This is a genomic window from Desulfobacter sp., from assembly GCA_028768545.1.
Taxonomy (GTDB): Bacteria; Desulfobacterota; Desulfobacteria; order Desulfobacterales; family Desulfobacteraceae; genus Desulfobacter.
Map to the genome: position 1 here is coordinate 953113 of CP054838.1, position 22716 is coordinate 975828.

The following is a 22716-nucleotide window of genomic DNA, read 5'->3' on the forward strand; positions in this document are numbered from 1 at the left end:
AATCAACCGTTCTTTTTTCAATTTTACGACAATTTAATTGGGGTTTGGACTTTAAATCGTTTGGTTCGTCACCCATGAAAAAACAGTGTTCGCCGAAGAATTTCACGGGGTCATCCCATTTTTTAAATCTTGCAATTTAGGGCCAGGAATTATATACGAATGCCAGGCTGGCCCCGGGGCCAATAGCGCAAATATTTAGAGCGGGAAACGAATGGAAATATATCAGGGAATTATTCTCGGCATCCTCCAGGGGCTGACCGAATTTTTGCCGGTAAGCAGTTCAGGACATCTGGTTTTGGGGCAGATCTATTTTAATATCACGGAATCGGCCCTTACCTTTGACATTGCCGTGCACATGGGCACCCTGGCGGCAGTCCTGGTGGTCTATTTTTCAGATATCAAAGATATCCTTGTGGCGGTGTTTCAATTTTTAGGGGGCAGGCTGGCCAAGGAAAACCGGGAAAACCTCAACTTTGCCGGGTGTATTATAGCAGGATCTGTACCCACGGCCCTGATCGGGTTTGGACTTAAGCAGTTTGAAGAGATTCTTTTTACCTCTTCTTTTCTGGTGGGGGCCATGCTCATGGTCACCGGCATTCTTTTATGGATATCCAGAAAATATTACCGGGATACCAATGCCAATGCCGGGCTTACCATCAAACGATCCTTATTTATTGGGGTGGTTCAGGGACTTGCCGTGATACCGGGGATTTCCCGGTCAGGCTCCACCATTGCCGCCGGCATGTTTTCAGGCCTGGACAGAATCCGGGCGGCTAAATTTTCCTTTCTTTTGTCCGTGCCTGCCATCTGCGGCGCCCAGGTAATCAGCATAAAGGATGTACTGGAAACAGGGGACGGGATTGACCCTGCCATGATTTATGGTACAATTGTATCGTTTATCGTCGGCCTGGCCGCATTGAAGTTTTTGTTAAAATTGGTTCATACCGGCAAATTTCATTTTTTTGCACCCTATTGCTGGCTGGTCGGTATCCTGGCACTTATATCGAATTTTGTTTAAGGAGGACCCATGCATCTTGGTATTTTCAGGGAATATGACATCCGCGGCATAGTCGGGGATGAGATTTTAGAACAGGACGCCGAGGCCATCGGCAGGGCCTATGGCACGCTGTTAGCCCAGCAGAACAGGAAAAAAGTCTCGGTGGGCCGGGACTGCCGCAATACATCCCAAGCCTTTTCAAAGGCGTTTATCCAGGGCATTTTATCCACAGGCTGCAATGTCATAGATATCGGCACCTGCCCCACCCCTGTGCTCTATTTTTCCATTCACCACCTGAACCTTGACGGCGGGGCCATGGTGACGGCCAGCCATAATCCTCCGGAATATAACGGGTTCAAACTCATGAGCGGCCTGGACTCCATCCACAGCCAGGGGTTGCAGGATATCAGGAGAATCATTGAACAGGGAAAGTTTGTTCAGGGCAAAGGAGAGCTTGAACAGGCCGATTTGATCACCCCGTACAAGGCCATGATTCTGGACAATATCAATCTGACCCAAAAAATCAGGGTGGGCATTGATGCGGGCAACGGCACCGGGGGCATTACCGCCCTGCCGGTGCTCAAGGCTCTGGGATGCGAAGTCCGCGATCTTTATTGCGATCTGGACGGCTCGTTTCCCAACCACGAGGCAGACCCCACCCAGAAAAAAAACCTTGTTGACCTCATTGATCTGGTTAAAAAAGAAAATCTCGACCTGGGCGTGGGGTATGACGGGGATGCCGACCGTATCGGGGTGGTGGACAAATACGGGAATGTCATTTATGGCGATCAGCTTATGATCATTTTTGCCAGGGAGATTTTAAAACGAAAACCCGGATCTACTTTTATCTCCGAAGTTAAATGCTCCATGGTCATGTACGATGAGATCAAAAAACTTGGCGGCATTGCCGTGATGTGGAGAACCGGCCATTCCCTGATCAAGAAAAAAATGAAAGAGGCAGGCGCCGCGCTTGCAGGAGAGATGAGCGGCCATATGTTTTTCAAGGACCGGTATTTTGGATTTGACGATGCCCTGTACGCCACCTGCCGGCTGCTGGAAATTATAGCAGATACGGGGTTGGGGGTGGACGAACTCATATCGGATCTTCCCACAACCTATACCACCCCTGAGATCCGTGTGGAATGTCCGGATGAGATCAAGTTTGATGTGGTGGCAAAAATTGTGGCCCTGTATAAGATCAAGCAGGATGTCATTGACATTGACGGGATGCGGGCCCTTTATCCTGACGGATGGGGGCTTGTGCGGGCCTCCAATACCCAGCCTGCCCTGGTGCTTCGGTTTGAGGCCCTGACCCAGTCCCGGCTGGAAGAGATCAAAGGCGAAATTGAAGCGGATTTGAAAATTATTATTGAGGAGACCCACTAACGCCGGGCATGCCCGGGGTGAGTAAAATTTATGCTCTTATCCCAACCCCAAAAAGAAGCCGTTCATCATACCGGCTCTCCGGCCCTCGTGGTTGCGGGAGCCGGTTCAGGTAAGACCAGAACCCTGACGGCCAAGTTTTCCCATCTTGCCGCCGCCGGCTATGATCCCAAACGGATTCTGGCCATCACCTTTACCAACAAGGCAGCCCAGGAAATGAAATCCAGGCTCATGGAGATGACAGGGCTTTCTGCCCAAAGTTTTGAATGGGTTCGAACCTATCATTCCGCCTGTCTTATGATATTGAAAAAGCATTGCCAGATCATGGGGTATACATCGCCTGTCCAGGTCTTTTCCGTGTACCAGCAGGACAAGCTGGTCAAGGAACTCTGCGTGAAAAACAATATTGAGAAAAAATATGCCGGAAGGATTCTTTCCGCCATTTCCCGGGCCAAAAATTTCGGGGACCCAGGCAAATATTTTGATCTTCACCCGGGATTCTACAATATCCGTATGGCAGATATATTTGACCAGTACGAGGAGAGGCTGGCCCAGATGAACTGTGTGGATTTTGATAATATTCTTTTAAAGACAAGGGATCTGCTCAGGGACAACAAAGAGATCTGCAACAGCTACAGGGAATATTTCACCTATCTTCTGGTGGATGAATACCAGGACACCAACAACCTTCAGGAGGATCTGACAGGGCTTTTACTGGGCAGCCATCGCAATTTATTCTGTGTGGGGGATGACTGGCAGGCGGTTTACGGGTTCCGGGGGTCCAACGTAAATCATTTTTTAGGATTTTCAGATAAATATCCGGATGCAAAGATTTTCAGGCTTGAGGAAAATTACCGGTCTGCCGACGAAATTGTCCAGGCCGCCAATGACATGATCGACTACAACCCGGACAAGATGGAAAAACGCTGTTTTTCACAGAAAAAGGGCGGGGTGGTGGAGATTTATGATTTTATGTCCGATTCCCATGAGGCAGAATGGTCGGCCAAGCGGATCAAGGCCCTTCACCGGCAGGGCCAGGGCATCCCCTATGACCGGATGGCCATTGTCTACCGAACCAAGTTTTGCTCTCTGCCCTTTGAAAAAATTTTCAGGGCCTTCCGGGTGCCCTACCGGCTTATGGGTGCCCAGGGATTTTTTGAGCGCATGGAAATTTTAGACATCAACTCCTATTTAAGCGCCTCTTATTTCCCCAATGACGACCTTTCCTTTGAACGGATCGTCAATACGCCCAAGCGGGGAATCGGGCCGTCCATGATCAAGAAAATTTCAGGGGTGCGCACGGGAAATGACAGCCTCCAGGATGCCGCAAGGACCATGGTCAAGGATCGGGTCCTCACCCCCAAGGTCCATGAAAACCTTAGCGATGTGATCGATATTTTAGAGACCATCCATGACATGGCCCCTGCCATGGCCATGGAGACGGTGCTGGATCGGACCGGGTATTATGACTATCTCAAGAAAAAGACCAAAACCGATGCAGAGTATATTTCCAAAAAAGAAAATATCGAGCAGCTTGTCTACACGGCCAGGTCCAAGGAGACCATGCTTGAATACCTGGAAGAGGCGGCCTTGATCCGGGAGGACAAGGATGAGGACGACGCCCAGGACGAAAACGGGGTGGCCCTGCTCACCATCCATTCGGCCAAGGGGCTGGAGTTTGACACGGTGTTTATCGTGGGGTGTGAAGAACGGCTTTTTCCCCATTGGCGGTCCATTGATGAAGGGGACAAGGCCTTGTTTGAAGAGCGCCGCCTCATGTACGTGGCCATGACCCGGGCGGAACGCTTTTTATATCTGAGCCATGCCAATTATCGCAAAGGGGAGTTTTCCACCCGCAGCCGGTTTATAGATAATATCAGGGAGTGTCTGGCCTGATGCCGGGCCGGACAGGACCTTAAATGGATCTTTTTTATGCCATAAAAGAGCCTGTTTCCCAGGCCCTGTCCAGGATTGCAGGCAGGGGGTATAAAATTATTCCCTCTGCCCATAAAGGGGTGTTTGTCACCTTGTTTTTTATCATATTCACCACGGTTACCGGGGTGGGTATTGTGGTGCCTTTGCTGCCCATCTATGCCCATGATCTGGGGGCGGCAGGGATTTATGTGGCCATGATTTTCGGTTCTTTTTCCCTTTCAAGGACCTTTTTGCTGCCGTTGTTCGGCAGGCTCTCCGATCAAAAGGGCAGAAAACCCTTTATCCTGGCAGGCCTTGTTTCCTATATCATGGTTTCCCTGGCCTTTGTCTGGTCGTCCTCTGTGGAAGAGTTGATCGTTATTCGGTTTATCCAGGGGGCGGGTTCGGCCATGATCATGCCCGTGGTCCAGGCCTATGTAGGAGAAATTACCCCCGAGGGTACAGAGGGGTACTCCATGGGGCTGTTTAATCTGTCCATGTTTTTAAGCCTGTCCATCGGCCCGTTCATGGGGGGCACCATCCTTGATTTATGGTCCATGGACGGGGCCTTTTACTGCATGGCAGGACTCTCGTTGGCCGGTCTTTTGCTCTGCCTTGTCTTTTTGCCTCCCCTGTCCATGGAGACCATTCGTTTAAGAAACAGAACGTCACTTCCTTTTTCCTCGGTAATCAGGGATTGGGAGCTTGCAGGGCTTTTGGTCTTCCGTTATGCCTATACTGCCTGTATCGGGATTATCTGGTGTTTTCTGCCCTTGTATGCCAGCAAGACGTTTAACCTTTCAGGTTCCCAAATAGGGTTTCTGGTCATGCTCGGGGTCTTTGTTTCGGGTCTGCTTCAACTGCCCATGGGGTATGCAGCAGACCGGCTCAATAAAACCCGGATGATTATCATCGGGGGAATGCTGTCGGCCCTTGGCATCATTTTGCCCTTTTGGGCGGCCTCTTTTACCGATCTTTTGGCGGGGGTCTTTATTTTTGGTATTGGCGGGGGGATTTCCATGCCTGCCCTTTCTGCTCTGGCCGTGGTCAAAGGGGATGAAAAAAAAGCCATGGGATCGGTGATGTCGGTGATGACGGTGGCCCATTCTCTGGGCATGTTCACAGGGGCCATCCTGGCCGGACTGTCCATGGATTTTTTTACCCTTGCCTATGCCTTTCCCTGCGGATTTGTCATCATGATTTCAGGCACCTTTGGGTTTCCCCTTCTCTATGGTTTAGGCCGTAAAAGGGGAATGGGATGAGAACAGGCCTCCTTGTCGGGATTTTGGTTTTATTCGGGGTTTTTTTGCTTCTGGCGGTTATTGGATGGGTCTATTCGGTTTTGCGCAGAAAACTTGAGCGGGAAATCAAAGAAAGATTTGACAAAGACCAGGTGCTCGGGGCCACCATTCGTGCCAATTTTTTCGGACAACGATCAAAGGGGAGAAAACAGGTCAGGGGCAACGGAGCCCTGGTATTGACCCGGAACGAATTGTTTTTTAAGCTGGCCGTGCCGGCCCGGGAGTATCTCATCCCCATGACCTCCGTAAAAGAGGTCTCCATGCCCAGGTCTTTTAACGGCAAATCCATATTGACTCGGCTTTTGTGTGTGGAATTTGAGGTCAACAACCAACGGGACGCCATTGCCTGGGCCGTTAAGGCGCCTGAATCATGGAAGGCCGCCATTGACCGCCTGTTAGAAGAACAAGGCCTGTAAAGGGATTTGCCCCGTTCGGATCTCATGATGGCAATGGCCTTGTCCAGGGGCATGGCTTTGCGGTAGGACCGGTGGGAGGTAATGGCATCCCAGCAGTCTGCAATGGAGGCAATCCTGGCCTCCAGGGGGATAGCCTTGCCCCGGGTGCCGTTGGGATAGCCGTTGCCGTCCCAGCGTTCATGGTGGCAATAGGCAATGTTTACCGCAATGGGGGCGATTTTCAGTTTGGATAAGATATTCTTACCGATCACAGGATGCTTTTTGATATGGTCAAATTCTTGGTCAGTGAGTTTGCCCGGTTTGTTCAGGACCTCGTCCCGGATACCGATTTTCCCCACATCATGGACAATGGCACCTCTGTATATGTCTTTGACCCGTTCCTGGGAAAGCTCTTTTTTTTCAGCCAGACCCCTGGCATAGCTGGCCACCCGCTCTACATGGCCCCCGGTATAGGTGTCTTTGGATTCAATGGTTGAGGCCAATACCATGAGAAAGACTTCCAGCTGCTCCCGTTTTGTTTTTTCCCGTTCAAGGGTATGCAGGGAAATCACATTTTTGACCCGGGCCTGGAGTTCAAGGTGGTGAAAGGGTTTGGTCAGAAAATCGTCTGCACCCAGCTGAAGGCTTTTAATACGGTCATCCGGCTCTGACAACGAGGTGATGATGATCACGGGAACGGATGTGATTTTCTTTTCAGCCCTGATCTTTTTGAGCAGGGAAAACCCGTCCATTCTGGGCATTATGATATCGGATATCACAAGATCCGGCATGACCTGGCTGATGGTCTCCCAGGCCAGTCGGCCGTCACTGGCAAGGTAGAGGGTATACCCTTTAAGTGCGCTGGACAGAAAATCTAAAATACCTGGATTATCTTCGGCAATCACAATGCTTCCCTGGGGATTTTTGGCCTCGATCTTCCGGATCTGACCATGGGCATTTTTATTTAAATCCAGCAGATTGATCTGAACAAGATCCGAGGCATCAATCTGGGCCAGGTCTGCCGCCCTCCGGTCAACGGCCCTGCGTTCTGAATGGGGAATGGGCAGGTGGTTTTCGCGCCGTTCTTTTCTGCGCCGTTCACTGACCGCATCAGGCTCTCTCTTTTCAAGATCCCGGGGCAGGGTGAGGGTAAAACAGGTCCATTCGTGTTCTAAAGACGTCACTGAGACGGTTCCATACATGCGTTCCACAGACTCTTTGACAATGGCAAGACCTAAACCTGCCCCTTCGTACATCCGGGTCAAAGAAGTGTCCCCCTGCTGGAACCGGTTGAATACGGTTGCGATCACCTCTGATGACATACCCACGCCGGTATCTTTGACCTTGATGATGATCTCTTTGTCCGTATTGGAAAGGGTGACTGAAATTTCACCTTTTTGGGTGAATTTATAGGCATTTCTGATCAGGTTGTTGAGGATGTCCTTGAGTTTTTCCTTGTCCAGAAAAATTTTGTTTACCGACGCCTCGGAATAATAGTTGAGGTCCACCTGATTGGCCTCGATCAATCCCCTGAAACTTGAGACAATCTGGAAGATACAATTGTCCACATTCATCCGGGTGAGGGATAATTTGTCAATGCCGGCGTCAAACTTGGAGATTTTAAGCAGCTGATTGATTTTATGGGTCAAAGAGAGGGTCTGCACCTTTATTTTATCGATGATGCTTTTTTGTTTCCGGCCAAGGGTTCCGGCCTGGCCTTCATCCATATAATCGGTCCATCCCCGGATCAGGGTCAGGGGCGTTCGAAGTTCATGGGTGATGTTGGCGATAAAATTTTTCTTTACCGAGGCGGCCTTTTCAAGATCTTTTACCGACTGCCGCAATTGCCGGGTCTGATGGTGCACCCGTTTTTCAAGGGTCATGTTGAGTATGACAAAATGACAGAGGATGAGAATAAAAATGGAAAACGAGATGAAAAAAAACCCAAAAGGATAGAGATCAATGTTTAACGAATTGACCAGGCCCGGGTAGTTGAGCAGATAATCCGTGCTGGACATGGAAAAGACCAGGGTGGACAATAAAAAATATTTGGCCCGGGTTCTTTTTATGGCTTGTTTTTCCCGTTGATAGACCCGGGTCAGGGAAATGGTGATCCTGATGACACAATAGACCACGGTCAAAAGATAAATTTGGTGTAAAATTCCAGCCGCGGGATAGAACCCGAACCAATAATTGTAGGGCCCCTGGACAAAGAGGTCGGTTGTCCAGAGGCTGACAAGAAACCCCGTATTAAGCCCGTAAAGCCAGGGGATTTCTTTGCGAGGTTCCTCAAGATAGCGGTAAAGGGTTTCATAGCAGGCCAGGGGAAGAAAAATAATGCCTGAATAACCGATTCTGCAGATCAGGTCTGCCCGTGCAGGATCTGAAGTCAAAAATAAGATCACCCAGGAAAATTGCCAGTGCACTGTGATGGCGCAGATTTTTAAAAAACTGTTTCTGATTTTTTTTGGGAGAGGTAAAAGGCGGTAACACCCATTCCCAGAGAGACAACGCTTGCAAACAGGGGCAGGAGGGCACTGAGATAGGGCATGGTTATTCCTTTATTTCATGGTAAAAATTTAAAGGACCCAGAAAGGTCTCGGGTATCCGGATGACCTTTCCTTTGTTGCTGACCACACAGAAGCGCTGGTATCCCTCTCCAAACAGCTTGCCTGTGACCTTGTCCCTAAAAGAAATGTCCAGGCGGCAGGTGGCGGCCTTGATATCCGAGGTGGTTAATTCCACCACCAGGGTATCCCCGAAATAGGCATTGGCCAGGAACCGGTTATAGGTATCCACGGTCACCAGGCGGATGCTCTGGTTGGCCATGAGCTCATGGAGGTCAGGCACATTGGCCAGGAGAAATTTTTCCTGGACCACCCCCTGGTATTCAATGAAATTTGAGAAATAAACATTGCCAAAGGCATTGGTGTTTTTAAGGGTGACCATGATTTCGGTGCGGAAGATCCTGTCCTGCCCATAGATTTTAAGGGCCTTGAGCTGTTTTTCAACATAGCTTGTAAACAGGTCTTCTTTTGCCTGCTCAACTTCAAGCACCTTGAATCCCACCCCTTCTTGGTTCTGCCATTGGGGATCGCAAATCATTTTAACGGTTTTAAATTCAGAAAGTTTGAGTTCAAGCTGGAATCGGGTGGTTGGAATGTCTCCGTCAAGTTTAAGAAACCCGCCCGAAGTGGAAATATTCTCAATAATTCCCGTACTTTTTTCCAGAACGGCCTTTATCTTTTTGTCCACCCGGGGGGCCCTGCTCATTTTCGATTTCGTCATTTTCGCACCATACTCCAAATAAGATGAGATCAGCAAAATCCATTTTGATTAACAGGTATCCCTTCCCTATCAGTTTTGGTTAAATCAGAATTTGTTAAAAAAGTAAAGTTATAGAAAATAATTATCCATTAAAAATGAGGGTTTATACCAGGGAGGGCCATTGCAAAAGGTCAACTGTATTGAAAATTTCGGAGGCATTTTCAATTCAATTATACTGGGAACGGCAAACCAGGGGGTATATTTTTCTGGAAAATTCCTTGAGGCGTGCAAATTCTAAAATGAGTCTGCCCAAAAGCGAATCCAGGTTTTTTTCTTTTTAGATTTACTCATTTTTTTCATCGCAGAGGCAGCCCGGGTCAGATCTTTGGCCCAAAGGTTGGCTGCGCTGCCCTTGATGGCATGGGTGTTCTTTTCAAGGACTTGATACGCTTGGGTATGGTTGCATTTTCCATAATCTGAAACTGATCGGGCAGCAAAAATAAAAATTCATTGAGCACCTCCGTGAAGAACGCCCGGTCATGGTCAAATTCTGCAAGCACCATATCCAGGTCAATGGGGGGGCTCATGGGCAGGTTTTGAGTCCTGGGTTCCAATCCCCTTTTTTTGGGGGGATCAGCCCGGCCACTCCATGTTTACCGGCCGTTTCGGGGCAATCAGCCAGATGCCGCATCCTGGGGTGACCGGTTCTTTTGCCATGGGGTTGACCAATATGCTTTTGTCCGGGCGTTGAAGGGCAAAGCTGAGGTATTCGTATTTTTGTTTGAGAAAATGATGCAGGTCCCACCAGGTTTGACCTTTTTTGATCTCAGGAACACTGACATAATAAATCTCTTCATTGGCATCATTTTTAAGCAGGATCTGCAGCGGGATATGAACCTTGTCCTGCATGGCTTGAACCATCATTTCCGCGGTCATTTGCATAATGGTTTCAAAGTGTCCCGGTACAGAGGTAAAGGTCTCCAGACTTTGGCTGGACAGGCAGCGCACCGTGATGTCACAGTCGCTTTTTTTCAATTTCAACCCATTGATCAGGGCAAAGAGGCTGACCTCGTCATTGCCCGTATGGATTATGATCTGGTCGGCCTGGCCCGTATTGGCCCGGTTCAGGGCGGTAATGGTGTCTGGCCGGCCTTTGACAAAGTAAAGGTTTTTTTGTTCGGGCATGGGATGCCGGGGCAGGTCTGCCAGCAGCACTATGTCCTGATGTGAATAGGTCTCATCTTCCCGGATCTGCTGGGCCAGGTATTCGGTTTCATCGGTATGGCCGACCAGGAGGATATGGCCGTTGCCGGTATAGGGTTTTTCCCCGTGCATTTTTTGGTCTCTCCTTTCAATGAGGTAGGATGCCACATGTGTGATAAAGGCGGCTCCAAGCCCTATTCCCATGAACATGGGAAGGATAACGGCAATAACTTTGCCTGCGGTGGATACGGGATACAAATCTCCGTACCCCACAGTGGTTGAGGTGACAATGCTCCACCATAGGGCCTGGTCCATATGGGTTAAGGCCGTGCCTTGGGGCTCTGCCAGGGTGATGAGAACGCTTGAAACGCCAAGCAGGCCCATATAGGCTGAAATAAGAACCACGCCTCTGTATTGAAGTCCGGTCCGGATAAGGGATTTAATCAAATGGAACAATGGCCCAACCTTTAAAAAAATCTGTCCGAAATCATGGTTAAAATGGTCTTAAATTACCCTATCCTGCCAAGATTTGCACGGACTATTTCCCCTGGGGAGACCTCCCCAAAAAAAGAGGGTCACCCAACCAGGCATGCCTGGAGGAGGATGGGGCTTGGTCAGGTGAATTGGGCTCTTTTTAATGGGTTTTATTTTTCCTGCCACTCGGGGGATCGTTTTTCGAAAAAGGCCTTGACCCCCTCTTTGGCATCCTGAGTGGTGCACAACCTTGCAAAAGCTTCATTCATATGGGCAAATTGTTTGTCGTAACTCATATCTTCGGAGGCATAAAAAGCTGTTTTTGCGATGCCAACGGCAAGGGGGCTTTTTTTCGCAAGTTCTTCCGCCCATGCCAGGGCTTGTTCGTCCAGATCATCCCTGGGAACGATGCGGTTGATCAGCCCCATGTCCTGGGCTTGTTCAGCCTTGATCAGATCGCCGTAAAGCAGCAGTTCCAACGCTTTTTTCCTGCCCACACATCTTGCCACCGGAATGACCGGACCCACGCAGTTTAAGCCCACATTAATGGCCGTCAGCCCCATGCGGGCATTGTCTCCGGCAATGACCAGGTCCGAGGCTGCAATCAGTCCCATTCCGTTGGCGGCAGCCACTCCCTGGAGCTGTGAAATCGCAGGGGTTTTGAGTTTGGAGATGGTCACCAGTGGGGCTTCCATTTTTTCTATCCATTCTTTGTATTCAACCGCTGTTTTTCCGGCCAGTTCATTCACATCAATGCCGGCACAAAAGGTCTTGCCTGATCCTTTTAAGAGAATGACCCGAACCTTGGGATCCTCGTCCAGTTCAACAAGGGCCTGGTTCAACTCCCCTGCCATCTGGCTTGAAAAGGTATTCATGCTTTTGGGGCGGTTCAGGGTTAAAATGCCGACAAAATTCTTGGTTTTTTCCAGAATAATGGTGTCAAATGCCATGGGAATCTCCTTTATATGTGATGAAGGTCAGATGAACGGGAAATATGGGTCCTCCTTACGATCCGAATTGGTTTGCCCTGCAGGTCCCATAGGGGGGCAGCACCAAAGACTTGCCATGATGGGAATGGTTCCATAGGCCATGGGGTATCCCTTAATGGTTGCAAATTAAATACTTGAGCATACCATGGCATAGCCCCTGACTGATTTTGAGTCAAGTTTTTTTAACGGGTTTGATCTGATGGGAGCCTATGGGAACAACGCCCTTGTCCCTATACTTTCCGGCTGAACCTTTTGGGGCGGTACATGGACAATTGGTCCATGTTCAGGGTGCCCAGGGTGATTTTAAGCCCCTGGCGGGTTTTTCCGGCCAGGCGGAACCAGTTTTCAAGTTCTGATTTTAAATCTTCCTCCCCCACTTTTTTGCTTCCGTTTTCTCCGGAAATATTATGGTCCATATCCCCTGAGTTGATGAAGGTCCACTGCTCTTTTTGTCGGGAAATTACCCCGGTATGGCCTTTGTTCCGCATTGAAAAGGAGAGAACCTGGCCCTCGGCCAGGAGGCTGCTCATGTCTTTCATCAGGTCTGCGGCCTGGGTGGACGGGTTGGTAACCTTGAAGATGGTTTTTTTAAACACGGAATTTCCTGACTCTGATACCAGGCCTTCTCCGTTGAGGTAATGGTTTTGGGGCAGCCCCTTTTCCAGGGCCTGGTTCATGAGATGGCGGCCAAGACCGCCTTTGCCCTGGTATTGGACTCCTAATTCCTTGAGTCCGCCCACCAGCAGTTCATAGCAGTCCATGCCTTCATAGTCTTGTCCGATGAAATTTTTCACGGCCCTGGACAATTGGGCTGGTTGATTGTCCGGGTCAAATTCGGGCAGATCTGTTTTAGCCTGCCGCTGCCAGGCCTTTTTTTCAGGTGCAGTTTCGTTCTGGGCCATAAAGGCGGTCAGCTCTTTTCCCCAGAGCAGTTCCCCGGAGGCCGGGTCGAACATCACCTGGGTCCCCGGCCGTATTTTGTGAAAGGCTTTGTCTGAGTTGATTTTATCGTAGATGATGTTCCAGCATTTTTCTTTTAGGGGGCTGTTGTACAAAAGCTGAGAAACCGTGGGGGTCTTCTGGGTGATCCTACCCAAATCCACAGGGGGGGGCTGATTTTTTCCATTTTGCGCTTTGGACAGGGCCCGGGAAAAGACCCGGTCAAATTCAGGCTTGCCTGGGGTGGCATAAGCCCGGGCCTTGATGGCCTGGCCTATCGTGTTTCTGGCTGGTTCCTGGATTTTCACATCATCCTCCTGGTGAGTCATCTGCCGGACCCTTTAAAGTGTGGATCGCGTTGGGTATCATTGGATACAAAGACAGCATTTTTTATGCCAAAAATAAAGAGAGGGGCGTGAATGGCCTCAGGGCAGGCCTTTTGCCCAAATATAGCCGTAAAAGGCAAGGGAAGAACAAAGCAAATCTGTCAATTTTCTGACAGGGTTTTACAGGGGCTCAGGTTTTTGACACCTTGGGAAAGAATATAGCAATGCCGATAATTATTTATACATCCTGATAATTTCATCAATCGTTTCGTTTTCATTGTATTCACGGATGGTTTTTAGGGCCGCAAAATCGTGTTCAATCGGATTGAGATCCGGTGAATACGGGGGCAAAAACAAAAGAGCTGCACCAGTTCTTTCGATCAAATATTTGGTTTCTTCGCCCTTGTGGAAGGATGCGTTATCCATCACAACGACATGATTATCGTTCAGATGTGGACTCAACTGGTGTTCGATCCAAGCATTAAAGATATCCGCATTGCATGTTCCCTGAAACAAAAATGGTTCTTCAAAACTATATTCGATGCGGGCAGCAATCAAAGACGTTCGAGGGTGCTTTGTTCCTGCAATCAAACCATGAACACGCTGCCCTTTGAGAGCATATCCATAGCGACGGGTTGTATAAGGCGAAAAGCCGCTTTCATCAACATAAACAAACGTTTTGCAACGACGTACATAACGTTCACGAAGACGAAGATATGCCTTTCTTTTGCTGTCGCGAGGGCGTTCAAAATTCTGTGTCAGTTGAATGAAAGCTGATATACTCAGCTAAATAAGGAGAACTGACATGACCGAAGAAAACACCGAATTTGATTTTCAAAAAGCCCTTAAAGGCATCCAGGAAGGTAAACCCTTCACAGGTAAGGGCGGCGTCCTTACATCATTAATCAAAAATCTTGCTGAAGCTGCTCTTGAAGGAGAGTTGGAGTCCCATCTCGGGCAGGAAGTTTCTGCCAACCGCCGTAATGGAAAAAGCAAAAAGACCATTAAATCCCTGGATGGTAAATTTGAGCTAAAAACCCCGCGTGACAGGGCCGGAACCTTCTCTCCACAGATCGTCAAAAAACATCAGACAACGCTCAGCGATGAAATTGAAAGAAAGATAATAGCCCTTTACGGCCTGGGCATGAGTTATAATGATATGGCTTCCCATTTACAGGAAATCTATGGACTTGAGATTTCAAATGCCACTCTGAGCACCATTACCGATAAAATCATCCATACCGTCAAAGAATGGCAGGCCAGGCCGTTGGAAAATGTGTACCCAATCGTATGGCTTGATGCCATACATTATAAAGTACGAGAAAACGGAAAGGTCGGCAGCAAAGCCGTTTACACAATTCTTGGGGTGAATATCGAGGGCCGCAAAGAGGTTCTTGGGCTGTACATATCCGAGAATGAGGGTGCGAACTTCTGGCTGCAGGTGTTAACAGACCTTTCAAACCGAGGGGTAAAAGATATCCTGATTGCCTGTGTTGATGGTCTAAAAGGTTTTCCCGAGGCCATTGAGACCATATTCCCGGACACAGAAGTTCAACTCTGCGTAGTCCACCAGATCCGAAATTCATTGAAATACGTTGGTTCCAAAAATAAAAAGGAATTTATGGCAGATCTAAAACGTGTTTATAAAGCGGTCAATAAGGATCTGGCCGAAGAAGAACTGGATATCTTGGAAAATAAATGGAATGACAAATACCCGATTGTGATAAAATCCTGGCGGAACAACTGGGAACGCCTCAGTCATTTCTTTAAATATCCAGAAGAGATTCGACGGATAATATACACCACAAATACCATTGAGGCTGTGCATCGACAGTTTCGAAAACTGACCAAAACAAAGGGATCATTCCCGAACCAGGACAGCCTGTTAAAACTGCTTTACATGGGGATCCAGAACGCCAGTAAAAAATGGACAATGCCGATTCAAAATTGGTCACTGACAATTTCCCAGTTGGCAATTTTCTTTGAAGGCCGGCTGGATAAAGAGCTGGGAATTTGATAGGGATTTATTTACAGATGGAAAAGATGGTTCCAGGAACTCCACTCCAGCAAAAGTCAACTCCTCCGACGTGGCTGATTGAAGGCCCATTCTCGGACCTGACTTTTACTTCCGCTGGCGCTGAGGCAGATCCGGGAACCGAAACCGTGACACAGAATTCTGAACATTCCCGCTGTCGCTTCGCTCCCTGTATCCCGTCATCTTTTTTTTCGAGTGATTCCGAGTTGTTTCATATTATACCAGATACAGGCACGGGATACTCCGAAATGCTGCGCCCTTTCCGATTGTGTCATGTCATCATTTGTCTCCACATGGAGGCGCAAAGCTTCCAGATCCAAACTTCGTGGTCCTTTTGGACCGGGTTTCTTGTATGACAAACCATCTTCGGCAGACGTCCAGTTGTGAACACTTCCACGGGATACATTAAACTGACTGGCAGCTTCCGTCTTGCTTCCTCCATTTTCTACAAAATCTATAACGCGTTTGCGTAAATCTGATGAATATCTCATGGGGAAAATATAAGTTGTATAAATCCTTGTTCAAGTAATTGTTTGCTCTGCTATAACAGCCTATCCTTAGGGGGATAAAGATCAGAACGGATTCCGCACCCAGGCAGTAAGGTTTTGCAACCCTGGGGGTAAGACTATTCTAAAAGCCAGGACTCATTGTTGTACAGGGTGAGGAGCACAGGAAAGAGCAGGGTATTGATCTCTTTTCTGTCGGTTGTCAGCATGCCTTTGCCAAAAATCCTCTGGCGGGAAAAAACCTCTGGTGTGAGAAATCGGGTCTTAATTTTGAAATTCAGGTTTGAAATCCGCTGTTCAAGCATGGTCTTGTTCACCTTGGGGTGAACGCCCATATACCAGCCCCAGTCTCCGAAAGAGGGAACGTTTTCATGGTAGGGAATCGTATAAAATCCCGCAGCTTTAAGGGTTCTTCCGATGCACAGATAACTTTGCTTGGCAAGATAGGGGGAGGTGGCCTGGACCGCCATGATGCCGTTGGCAGAAAGATGTCTTTTGACTTTTGAGTAAAATTCTTTTGAGTAGAGTTTGGTCAGTTCAGGGGTGGAGGGGTCTGGCATGTCCACGAGGATCACATCCCAGAATCCTTTGACCCGGCCAAGAAATTTATCCGCGTCAATATTCATCACCCTGACCTCTGCCAGCATCTGGAGGGTCTCTTTTTGATTCTGCCGTCGGGAATCAGGGCCTTGCTGGTAAATTTGCCTTGCAGGACCGGAAAAGACCCCGGAGGGCGGAGGGAGGGTGACCCGGGCATCTGAAAAGGCATTCTGGTTTATCCGGGTCAGCAGGGGATGGGTGGCGGCAAGTCGGGTCATGGCCGGGTCCAGATCCACCAGGGTGATTTCTTTGACGGTTTGGTATTTAAGGACTTCCCGCAGGGCCGCCCCGTCCCCGCCGCCCAGGATCAGCACCCGTTCCGGCGCACGGGCCATGGCCATGGGCGGATGGACCAAAGATTCATGGTATCGGGCTTCGTCAATGCTGCACATCTGGAGATTGCCGTTGAGAAAGAGGCGGATTTCATCCAGAGGGGTATAGTGGGTGATGACAATGTGCTGGTACTGGCTGGTTTTAGAATAAACAATGGGATCATCATACAGGGGTTGTTCATTTTTGATCTGCCAGTCCTGGTTGTTGATATACCCGTAGATCAGGGCTGCGAAGGTGGCCGCCATGACCAGTGAGAGCACAGGGCTTTTGGCAATGAGTTTTTTTCGGGTAAAATAGGCAAAGGTGGCCAGGGCCAGAAAAAAATTCATCCCAGCGGTGAGAAAGGCGGCCTGGGTAATGGGAAAAAACCGTAAAAGGATAAACACATAGATCAGGGCCCCTGCCAGGCTGCCGATATAGTCTGCAGACAGAATATTGCCCAGATTGGTGGACAGCTCTTTTGAAAAGTCATTGTTGATTCTGATGATGACCGGGATTTCAAGACCGATGAGGATGCCGATCACAGAGACAAAAAAATAGAGGACCAGGCTGTAGTGGCCGGTGAACCCGTAGGAAAGATAGGTGAGGCTGGGCGAGAACCCGCCTGCCAGGGCCAGGGCGATTTCAATACCGATAAAGGCATGGATGAGTCTTTTTTTGGAGACCTGGGCCTGGATCAAACTGCCGAATCCCATCCAGAACATCATCAGCCCGATGACCATGGCCCATTGTTCAAAGGCGTTGCCCAGAATCATTGAGGCCAGGCTGGCCTGGATATATTCCAGGATAATGCCGCAGGCCCCGGATGCGAACATGCAGGCGCAGAGCAGGGCCGAGGCAAAGTTAAAAGAAGACTGCCTTGGGGCGTCTTCTGTGTTAGATGGCAAAGGCAATGATGAGAGCCACGGCAATGACGGCGCTGTCTACAACGACCAGGGCGGCCACGTTCTGGTCTTCCTTGATTTCAGTTGCCAGGTTGGTGGTGGGCAAAAGCAGACGGTCCACAAGGGTTCTGAATCCCAAAAGCAGGACAATGCCGAACAGGGTGTAAATGGCAAACCCTGCAAGATCGGTCATCCAGCCGGTAAAGGGGCCTGACAGGCTGGACATGAGGATAATGCCCAGGGCAATGAGAATGCCGGCCAGGCTGATGCCTGCTGCCAGATTGTTCTTTTTAATCTCTTCTCTGACATTATACGGGGTGATCAGTTCATAGACAAATCCGAAAAACAAGAGGACCATCTGTCCTAAGATAAAAAAGAGGACCGCGGAAAAAAGGGACTGGAAAAAACTGCCCCCCCCGCCGGAAAGGCTGCCGTTGAGAATAAATCCCGTGGCAATGTACATGCCTGCTTCAACCATGCCCAAAGCAGTATTGCCGGTTACCGTCCTGCCGTCGGCCAGGGTAAATTCTTTGATGCATTCCTTGTCATTTTCCAGATGGCCCATCATGATAAAATCGTTGAGAAACCGTGCGGAAAATAAGAACCCTGTGATGATCAGCCCGTCCACCATGAGCTGGATAAGATCTGTCCAAAAGCCAGATGATGATCCTGACAATGCCCCTGCCATGGCAATGGCAATTCCGAGGTAAAGCCCGGCCCTTCGAAGGCCCACGGCCACATTGCCGTCGTCAATATGGCGGTCGTCGTCAAAGTCCCGGGTCCGCCAGTCATCCAGCCGCTTGGCCAGAAAAATAAAGAAAATACCGACCAGGGCAAAGGAAAATCCCTGGACCAGGCCTAAAAGAATTGCAGTGATATTCATTCTAACTCTCCTTGGAATTTATTCGTCTCTGAGCCCTTGTTTTTCTGTGCAAAGAAAAACACCTCTGGTTGGGGGCGATCCATTATTTACCTTTTGCCTTGGGGCCGCCGCCCCTTATCGATGCGCTGCCGCCCCGGACCGAGGCCGGCCTTGATTTGAACCCCCCTGTTTTGGCAAAGGTGGTGTTCTGGTATCGTGGGGACTGCTTGACTTTACTTCCCCGGGTGCCATAGGTGTAGGCACCGGTCTGGGTCCTGCCGTAGTAGGGCTTTTGATGCCTGTATCTGGTATGCCACCTATTCCATGATCCATAGGAATAATAGGAGGGGGGGAAAAGAAAAGGCTGGAGAAAAAGGCATACCGTCCGTACCAGGACCAGAAGCTTTCCCCTTTTTCATCCTTTTTCCATTCCCCGTATTGGGGATTGCCCACATAGGCCATCCCGGGCGGGGCTGCCTGGGGATCGGGTTCAAACTCACCGTAGGGCTTGGACAATATGGCCATGCCCAGGTTGTCCAGGTTTTTTTCATAAAAGGAGGGGTTTACCTTGACCCAGCCGGTTTCACTGGTCTCTCCATTTTCTTCTTTTATATATTTATGAAAATAGGTCTCTTTTGTGGCTTCCACCCAAAAGGAGGCGGCATTATGGCTCCGATCGGGCCAGTTTTCCGTTGGGTTGATGTTCAGGGTTGCCCAGGCAGGACCGATGTTGTTTTTTAGACTCATCCCCCTGAATCCAGGGGTGATTTCGGCCAGGGTCTCCAAATCCGACTCACCAACGCTCTGGTAGACGGCCGGGGTCACCTGCCGGTTAAAAGAGACAAATCCAGGGTTGTAATAGTCGGATCTTTCATTCCAGGATTCCCTTTTTATGGTCAGCTGATAGTTGACCTTCATATCCTGAAGTACCTTGGTATAGCTCTGGTAGAGAAGGGCCAGCTGTTTTTCCAGGTTGGGTTTTTTGGTTGTCAGGGTTTTTAGGTCCTGTTCAATGGCGTCGGCAGCCGTAATAAAGGCGCCATAGTCTGTCTGGCCAGCACCCAAATGGATGTTGTACTCTTTTTCAACCACCTTTAAATGGTCCCGGGTCTCTTTGGCCATTTTTGCAAAAAGGGCTGTCCTTGAATCAATTTCAGAGACTGCATCTGGAAATTTTTCTCTGGCCTCTGACACAGGACCTTGTTCAAGGGCCTGGATGGAGGACAAAATTTTCTGGCCCGACCTGGCGGCAAGGTCATGAACAGATTGGGGCTGATTCATTGCCGCGCGTATCCTGTCCATTCGGGCAAAGGGAGCTTGGGCTGTTTTCCGGGCCTCCTGAACCACCTCTTTGATCTGGAGCATCTTTACCCGGGCCAGGCCTGAATCCTCCGGGCTGTTTTTTTTGATAACAGGGGCAAGTTCATTCTCATACAGTCCCTGGGCCCTGGACAAAACAGCCTTTGCATCGTCAAAATACGTTGTCCAGTTTTCTTTTTGGGCATAGGGAGCCATGGGTTTAAACGGGGCAGAGGCGGCAAGGCCCTGGTATTTTGATTGTTGGTTCTGGATGTGGGTCTGGGCCGTCTTAAGCTCCCGGGCCAGGTTTTTTGCATCATCCCTGACGGCCTCTGGCAGGCCTTGGCCGCATCCGGCAATGCTTAAAAACATAAGTCCCATGAACAACAGGGCCATGGGCAGGATACCTGGAATCCGGCTGTTATTGGTCTTGTCCGTTTTCATCCCCGGCAACTCCTTTAGTCATAATGGTGATTTCTTCAGGGACAATGGGTTTGGAAATATAGATTTTGTACTCGTCCTTTGCTGATCCTTTCCACTCTTCAATGGTGATGGACAGAGTGCCGGAATCATTTTCAAACTCATACATATAGACCTGTTCTTGTTTGTTGTCCCGTTGATAAACCGCTGCCCAGTCATCCTCATAAAAGAATTTTTCTCCGGCATAAACAATAGTGTCTTCATCCTCAACGATCTGGTCAAGGTCATCCTCATCAATGGCTTGTCCTTCTTCATCTGCAAGCCGTTTGAATTTGGTCTGATTCAGGGTGATGGAGACGGACAATTCGTCATCGTACTCCCATTCAAAATGCCCGGTATGACCGTTTTCCAGGCAAAGGCAGGTCAGCTCGGTCATGGAATAGTCCTGGGGCGTTGCAAAATCCTCTGAGGTCTCCTGGTAGATAGTTTTTTCCTTGATATAATAGGTATCCCCAAAACAGTTAAAAAAATCTCCCTTCTGAGCATCCATGATGGTCAGTTCAGACGCTTCCTGCTGCGAGACCAGCCGTTCCGGACTCAGGGTCCGGATGAGTGAGAACCGTTGGTCAAAGGATTTTGTATCGATAATGCTTAGCATATCCCCTCTCTGATTTTATGATTGAACCTAAAATATCCTGCCTGGCCAAAGGCGCTTTGGCTTTCAGCCAGGGATTTAAGGCGCTTTGAGGTCTGTTAATCCTGGCGCCTGGAGGTCAGGGCATCGGTCCTGGCCCTGAATCGTTCATTCATTTCTCCCAGTGCATTTGAACTTTGGGAGGCAATGGAGATGGTCTCTTTGGAAATCAGGGCATAGGTTTCAAACGCCTGTTCATAGGAGTTGCATGCCTCTTCCAATGCCTGGATATTCACGGTCATACTCTGGCTCATCTTGGCCCCTTTGATTGCGGCATCTCCAATGACCTTTGCCGTATCTTTCATGGTTTCCGCGGCCGCCTGCTGAACCATGTCCAGGTGTTTGAGGGTTTCCATCTGCTGTTCGGCCGCCACCCTTACGGCCAGAGCATTTTTTACAGCCGTTGACAGGATCATGTCGGTTCTTTGCACCAGGCGCTGGACCAGGTGGGAGTTTCTCACCATCATTTCACCGCCGAACCGGGTCTGGAGATTGGAGTTGTCAATGGTCTGGAGATCCACAACTGCCATGGCCAGGTCCGAGGTCAGGGTGGTCAGGGCCTCTTTGATTCTGGGATCATCAACGGTTTTGGTATGGGCAACCAGTTTCTCCCAGATGATCTGTCCGAGAAAGATCTGCTCCTGGAGTTTGGGCTGGATGGACTTGAGGGCATCACATATCTGGGAAAGCTCGGCTGCATCAAAGGCCACCTGGTCCGCCTCGTTGCGCAGGTGGTTTCTTATCCCGTCAATGGTGGAATTGACGGTTTCCCGCCGTTCGGCAATGATGCTCAAGATTTCATCACCCTTGGGCAGCCGGTTCACGGTCCTTGTAAACAGGCCCATCATTTTTTTGGGCAGGGGCATCTGTGTTTTTGCCACGGTTGTGGGGTTGACCTTGTCCAGCTCTGTTTTGATGGCCAAGATGTTTTTTCCCACAGGGGAACTGTCGTTGGAGGCCACATTTTTCAGGACAGAGCCCATTTTGCGGTCATAAAGGGAGACCTGGGTCTGGGTCTCCTCCATGATTTCCCGGCCCAGGGAGAATACAAAATTTCCCAGCTGCCAGTCCGAGGGCTCTGCCTTGACTTGTTCAAGAAAATCCTGGGCCTGTGCCTCAAGGGCCTGGACATCTTCAACCGCCAGGTGTTTGGGCTGGACCGGTATGAGTTCATTGGGGGCCTGAACCGGGGTCAGGGCCCCCTGGCCGCCGGCTTCGGCTACCTCTGCGAGTACCGGGGCTTTGGCCTGCTGGCCGACCTTGGCAAGTTCCTGGGACAGACTGCTCATGGGTTCCTCCTTTATGAAAATTTGCCCTCAAGAAAATGGGCCATGGTTTTAAATTCAGCGGTTTCATTTTTTTCCACAATTTCCCTGGAACGGTGGCAGACATCGTGAAGGTTCTGGATGGCCAGTTCAAATACGGTCATTTGCGTCTTGCGGCTTTCCAGGGACAGGTCTAAAAATTCTTTAACGGTTTTATTTAAATGGGTTTTGCCTATTTTTTTCAATTCATAGGTCAGGGTCTCCCCGGGGTAACGCTCCATCATGGCAGGAATGACCGCCTTGAGATCATCAATGATCTGTTCAATGTGTAAAACCATGGACGTTGTAACCTCCCTGTCCTTGCGTATTATGAGGTTGAGCTTGAGCAGGGTTTCTAAAATTTCTTTAAATTCATCTTCTTTAGATTTTTCCTGGGCTTTTGGAGGTGCCTGCACAGGGTTTTCCTTGGCCTTGAATCCGGCTTGCCGCAGATGATTCATGAGCAGGCCGAATCCGATTACCGACACAAGAAAAAGAGTGACAATGATGATGGTGGTCATGGGCGCATCCTTTGGGTTGAAACTTAGGTTAATATTGACCAAAAATAATGTTAAGAAGAATAATGCAGGG

The 22716-nt window shown here is 49.3% G+C and carries 18 protein-coding genes and 1 pseudogene; 5 read left to right on the forward strand and 14 right to left on the reverse strand.

The features are described from left to right. Positions 1-211 precede the first annotated feature (211 nt). Genes HUN05_04630 through HUN05_04645 form a run of 4 tightly spaced genes read left to right on the forward strand, consistent with a single transcriptional unit; the run spans position 212 to position 5556 of the window. Positions 212-1018 (forward strand): undecaprenyl-diphosphate phosphatase, encoded by an 807-nt coding sequence (locus tag HUN05_04630; protein WDP84521.1) that lies wholly within the window; start codon positions 212-214, stop codon positions 1016-1018. 9 nt (positions 1019-1027) lie between these two features. After that, the gene (locus HUN05_04635) at positions 1028-2383 is read left to right on the forward strand and encodes a phosphomannomutase/phosphoglucomutase (GenBank protein ID WDP84522.1); all 1356 of its coding nucleotides are present in this window, start codon (positions 1028-1030) and stop codon (positions 2381-2383) included. Between the two features lie 30 nt (positions 2384-2413). Continuing rightward, positions 2414-4276 carry an ATP-dependent helicase gene (locus HUN05_04640; GenBank protein ID WDP84523.1) on the forward strand — a complete coding sequence of 621 codons (1863 nt, stop codon included), beginning with the start codon at positions 2414-2416 and terminating at the stop codon, positions 4274-4276. A 23-nt stretch (positions 4277-4299) separates the two neighbouring features. Next, positions 4300-5556, forward strand: coding sequence for an MFS transporter (locus HUN05_04645; GenBank protein WDP84524.1), 1257 nt, complete (start codon positions 4300-4302; stop codon positions 5554-5556). A 70-nt stretch (positions 5557-5626) separates the two neighbouring features. Here the strand turns inward: HUN05_04645 and HUN05_04650 are convergent, their stop codons facing one another. The 7 genes from HUN05_04650 to HUN05_04680 all read right to left on the reverse strand — a co-directional run bounded on the left by HUN05_04650 (position 5627) and on the right by HUN05_04680 (position 13974). Continuing rightward, positions 5627-8383 carry a response regulator gene (locus HUN05_04650; GenBank protein ID WDP84525.1) on the reverse strand — a complete coding sequence of 919 codons (2757 nt, stop codon included), beginning with the start codon at positions 8381-8383 and terminating at the stop codon, positions 5627-5629. A 160-nt stretch (positions 8384-8543) separates the two neighbouring features. After that, positions 8544-9278, reverse strand: coding sequence for a hypothetical protein (locus tag HUN05_04655; GenBank protein ID WDP84526.1), 735 nt, complete (start codon positions 9276-9278; stop codon positions 8544-8546). 356 nt (positions 9279-9634) lie between these two features. After that, positions 9635-9844 (reverse strand): hypothetical protein, encoded by a 210-nt coding sequence (locus HUN05_04660; protein ID WDP84527.1) that lies wholly within the window; start codon positions 9842-9844, stop codon positions 9635-9637. Between the two features lie 46 nt (positions 9845-9890). Then, the gene (locus HUN05_04665) at positions 9891-10844 is read right to left on the reverse strand and encodes an NAD-binding protein (GenBank protein WDP87927.1); all 954 of its coding nucleotides are present in this window, start codon (positions 10842-10844) and stop codon (positions 9891-9893) included. 260 nt (positions 10845-11104) lie between these two features. Continuing rightward, positions 11105-11884, reverse strand: coding sequence for an enoyl-CoA hydratase/isomerase family protein (locus HUN05_04670; GenBank protein WDP84528.1), 780 nt, complete (start codon positions 11882-11884; stop codon positions 11105-11107). Positions 11885-12153: 269 nt separating this feature from the next. Next, entirely contained in the window at positions 12154-13170 is a 1017-nt protein-coding gene (locus tag HUN05_04675; protein WDP84529.1) for a hypothetical protein, read from the reverse strand. 252 nt (positions 13171-13422) lie between these two features. Further along, a complete protein-coding gene (locus HUN05_04680) occupies positions 13423-13974 on the reverse strand; it encodes an IS630 family transposase (protein WDP87928.1) in 552 nt (183 codons plus the stop codon). Between the two features lie 19 nt (positions 13975-13993). Here HUN05_04680 and HUN05_04685 point away from each other — a divergent pair, with 19 nt between their 5' ends. Then, positions 13994-15205, forward strand: coding sequence for an IS256 family transposase (locus HUN05_04685; GenBank protein WDP84530.1), 1212 nt, complete (start codon positions 13994-13996; stop codon positions 15203-15205). A 197-nt stretch (positions 15206-15402) separates the two neighbouring features. Here HUN05_04685 and HUN05_04690 read toward each other — a convergent pair whose 3' ends face one another. The 7 genes and pseudogenes from HUN05_04690 to HUN05_04720 form a co-directional block, all read right to left on the reverse strand. Then, the gene (locus HUN05_04690) at positions 15403-15714 is read right to left on the reverse strand and encodes a hypothetical protein (GenBank protein WDP84531.1); all 312 of its coding nucleotides are present in this window, start codon (positions 15712-15714) and stop codon (positions 15403-15405) included. 134 nt (positions 15715-15848) lie between these two features. Then, the gene (locus HUN05_04695) at positions 15849-17555 is read right to left on the reverse strand and encodes a polyamine aminopropyltransferase (GenBank protein WDP84532.1); all 1707 of its coding nucleotides are present in this window, start codon (positions 17553-17555) and stop codon (positions 15849-15851) included. Further along, positions 17539-18429 (reverse strand): DUF350 domain-containing protein, encoded by an 891-nt coding sequence (locus tag HUN05_04700; protein WDP84533.1) that lies wholly within the window; start codon positions 18427-18429, stop codon positions 17539-17541. Before HUN05_04700 ends, HUN05_04695 begins: the two co-directional genes overlap by 17 nt. Positions 18430-18511: 82 nt before the next feature. Then, positions 18512-20151, reverse strand: a pseudogene (locus tag HUN05_04705) (hypothetical protein). Next, positions 20129-20785, reverse strand: coding sequence for a DUF4178 domain-containing protein (locus tag HUN05_04710; GenBank protein ID WDP84534.1), 657 nt, complete (start codon positions 20783-20785; stop codon positions 20129-20131). The pseudogene HUN05_04705 and the gene HUN05_04710 overlap by 23 nt, the downstream one beginning before the upstream one ends. 95 nt (positions 20786-20880) lie before the next feature. Further along, a complete protein-coding gene (locus HUN05_04715; protein ID WDP84535.1) occupies positions 20881-22110 on the reverse strand; it encodes a toxic anion resistance protein in 1230 nt (409 codons plus the stop codon). Between the two features lie 11 nt (positions 22111-22121). Beyond that, positions 22122-22646, reverse strand: coding sequence for a hypothetical protein (locus tag HUN05_04720; protein ID WDP84536.1), 525 nt, complete (start codon positions 22644-22646; stop codon positions 22122-22124). Positions 22647-22716 lie beyond the last annotated feature (70 nt).

Bases quoted from the DNA above. Each gene is read 5' to 3' on its own strand.
- HUN05_04645 (WDP84524.1), top strand. From the start codon at position 4,300: ATGGATCTTTTTTATGCCATAAAAGAGCCTGTTTCCCAGGCCCTGTCC.
- HUN05_04665 (WDP87927.1), bottom strand. From the start codon at position 10,844: ATGGGCCTGCTTGGCGTTTCAAGCGTTCTCATCACCCTGGCAGAGCCC.
- HUN05_04710 (WDP84534.1), bottom strand. From the start codon at position 20,785: ATGCTAAGCATTATCGATACAAAATCCTTTGACCAACGGTTCTCACTC.
- HUN05_04640 (WDP84523.1), top strand. From the start codon at position 2,414: ATGCTCTTATCCCAACCCCAAAAAGAAGCCGTTCATCATACCGGCTCT.
- HUN05_04655 (WDP84526.1), bottom strand. From the start codon at position 9,278: ATGACGAAATCGAAAATGAGCAGGGCCCCCCGGGTGGACAAAAAGATA.
- HUN05_04715 (WDP84535.1), bottom strand. From the start codon at position 22,110: ATGAGCAGTCTGTCCCAGGAACTTGCCAAGGTCGGCCAGCAGGCCAAA.
- HUN05_04700 (WDP84533.1), bottom strand. From the start codon at position 18,429: ATGAATATCACTGCAATTCTTTTAGGCCTGGTCCAGGGATTTTCCTTT.
- HUN05_04670 (WDP84528.1), bottom strand. From the start codon at position 11,884: ATGGCATTTGACACCATTATTCTGGAAAAAACCAAGAATTTTGTCGGC.
- HUN05_04720 (WDP84536.1), bottom strand. From the start codon at position 22,646: ATGACCACCATCATCATTGTCACTCTTTTTCTTGTGTCGGTAATCGGA.
- HUN05_04660 (WDP84527.1), bottom strand. From the start codon at position 9,844: ATGAGCCCCCCCATTGACCTGGATATGGTGCTTGCAGAATTTGACCAT.
- HUN05_04685 (WDP84530.1), top strand. From the start codon at position 13,994: ATGACCGAAGAAAACACCGAATTTGATTTTCAAAAAGCCCTTAAAGGC.
- HUN05_04630 (WDP84521.1), top strand. From the start codon at position 212: ATGGAAATATATCAGGGAATTATTCTCGGCATCCTCCAGGGGCTGACC.
- HUN05_04635 (WDP84522.1), top strand. From the start codon at position 1,028: ATGCATCTTGGTATTTTCAGGGAATATGACATCCGCGGCATAGTCGGG.
- HUN05_04690 (WDP84531.1), bottom strand. From the start codon at position 15,714: ATGAGATATTCATCAGATTTACGCAAACGCGTTATAGATTTTGTAGAA.